Consider the following 2,427-nt stretch of genomic DNA (forward strand, 5'->3'; position numbering starts at 1 on the left):
GTGAGAGATCTGTTGTTTCACCGCAGATCAGTTGTCTGATCAATCTGGCGGTAATCGGCGAGAGTTGCAGACCATCTCGATAATGCCCCGCCGCCATCAATAAATTTTCATAGTCCGCTACATAGCCCAGGTAAGGCAAACCATCAATAGATCTGGGTCGCAAACCAGCCCAGGCGCATTCGAACGTTGCCTCTTTCAGACACGGCACAATGGACTGGGCAAACTGGAGCAGACCACCAACGCCTTCTGCCGTATTTTCTTTATTGAAACCAACATTGCTTTCCGTCGAACCGATCAGAATTTTTCCATCGCTGCGCGGGACCAGATAACGGCTGCCGCATTCGATAACCTGACGAAACGGTAATTGATGCATCGACAGCAACACAATCTGTCCCTGAATGGGAACCACTTCACAGCGGATTCCTAAGCAGTCAAGAACTTCGGGGGACCATGCCCCCCCTGCAATCACGGTTCGCCCTGCTCTGAAAATTTCTGACGAAGTTCGGATGCCGGTGATTTTGGAACCCTCGACTTCAAAACCGATAATCGGCGTGCCTGATTTGAGCTGAACCCCTTTGTGGGCACAGGCCGCAAGCAGCGCTTTTAAATGACGGGGGTTGCGAACCTGACTCATCTCCGGCAGGTAAAAGGCGGCGTGTACTTCCTGACTCAAAAACGGCGCTGTCTCTGAAAGCGAAGTCGGTTCGCATTCCTCAACAATCGCCCCCGACTGACGCCATTCCGAAACGTATTGCTTCCAGCCTGCGATGTCATCACCAGTCGCGACATGCAAGCCACCACAGTTGATGAAACCGTTGTCGATCCCCGATTCCTCTTTCAGACGGCTCGACCAATCGGCCCACATCGTTTTACTGGCAGCACGAAGTTGAATTTCGGGAGTGGCTGCTGACTTGAAATCGGCGGGAGGTAACATGCCCGCGCCGGCCCAGGAGGCTTCTTTTCCGAACTGCTGCCGATCAAAAACGGCGACGGACAACCCCTGCTGCGCCAGTTCATAGGCGATCGAAAGGCCAATCACTCCGCCGCCAACAATATTTACATCCATCATAAGAATTACGTGCCCTGGTCACACTCAAAAAAACGGGAAACTCAAGGCGATCAATTATAGCGGACCGTGATGAGAATCACAGGGCAGCGATTAATACAAAAATCTGGGCACAACGTCCCTGCTTTTCCCGTCATTCAAGCAGGGACTTCGATTATTTACTGACACGACCGGGACGCAAAGTACGCGCATAGGCGGTAGCCAGCGCTGCCAGGTTGGTCCCATACACCTTGACGAGAGCCGTGGCTGCGGGTGTCCCGTTTTTGAACTCTTTCAGCAGTAATGCCATCTTGGGTAATCCCCCGCTTTTTATCAGAAACTCAACCAGCGTAAATCCGACCGCCGTTGTTTCTGAAGGCGAAAAAGTTCCTTCTGCAAATAACTGTTCCGGGCGAGTCACTTTAGGAGCCGCATCCAACGCCTGCTGCCTTAATGTTTCGAAATAAGCCTGACTCGATGAGCCGTTGGCAGCTAACAACATTCCCAATCCTCGGGAAACCCACATCGGTACTTCCCCTGCTCCGCGTTGAATGGCGGCATTGGTCAGTCCTGCGACCACATTCGTCTGTAGCCCCGGAGAATCCGCAGAAGCCTCGTCCCCCACATCCTGCAGCACGAGATAGGCTTCCAGAAACGTCGGAGTGACTTTCGAATGCCAGGTAGTGGCATTATCCACAAGACGGTCTTCGATTGTCTGATTAAATTCCGAATAACCGAATCGATCTTTGATCACAAAAACGGCCAGCTTGCCTTTCCAGAGCGGCTTCTGTTTTTCGTTGAACAATTTTCTTAAAGCATCAGCCTGCGTCTCAGCCCAGGCGCTGATCTGTTTGAGCCGATCTGCACTGACATTACCATAGAAAATGAAATCATCCGTCTCCAGCAATTCCGGCTTTTCATTACTCAGGGCGCGTTTCCAGGTTGGCTCGAGCGTTTCGCGCCGCAGATCCGCAAATTTTTCCGGCGACAAAGTTGCCAGCTCAGCCATGCGCAGTTCATCTTCCGTCGGAACCATCGCACGCAAGGCGCCTTTCGCGTCTTTGCCGTCAAACTTGGCCCCTTCTGCGATCCAGGTTTTCAGATCCTCCGCATTTTTCCGTTTGAGCCGTGCCTGCCCCTGAGGCATTTTGATCGGGTCTTGTAAACCGACCAGGTGCCAGAGGCGGCTGTCATCCGGTTTGCCCGGTATAATGACGGAGCCGCTGTCTCCTCCGCGCAGGATATCTTCAAATGTCACCACCGAAAATCCGCTCGCCGGGTTATTGCCGCTATGGCACCGCATGCAGAAATCCAGCATCCAGGGCGCGACATCTTTCATGAAGGAAACTTTTTCCGTGCCGGTCGCCATCTCGACTTTGACC

At 52.8% G+C, this 2,427-nt stretch carries 2 protein-coding genes; both read right to left on the reverse strand.

What is annotated here, in order from left to right; genetic code table 11:
- Positions 1 to 1,069: glycine oxidase ThiO (gene thiO, locus Q0294_RS11525; protein WP_299465060.1), on the reverse strand; the 1,069-nt coding region annotated here is incomplete at its 3' end.
- Positions 1,070 to 1,220: 151 nt separating this feature from the next.
- A partial coding sequence (locus Q0294_RS11530) for a c-type cytochrome domain-containing protein (protein WP_299465063.1) occupies positions 1,221 to 2,427 on the reverse strand: 1,207 nt, incomplete at its 5' end.

Source organism: uncultured Gimesia sp., from assembly GCF_937919775.1.
Lineage (GTDB): Bacteria > Planctomycetota > Planctomycetia > Planctomycetales > Planctomycetaceae > Gimesia.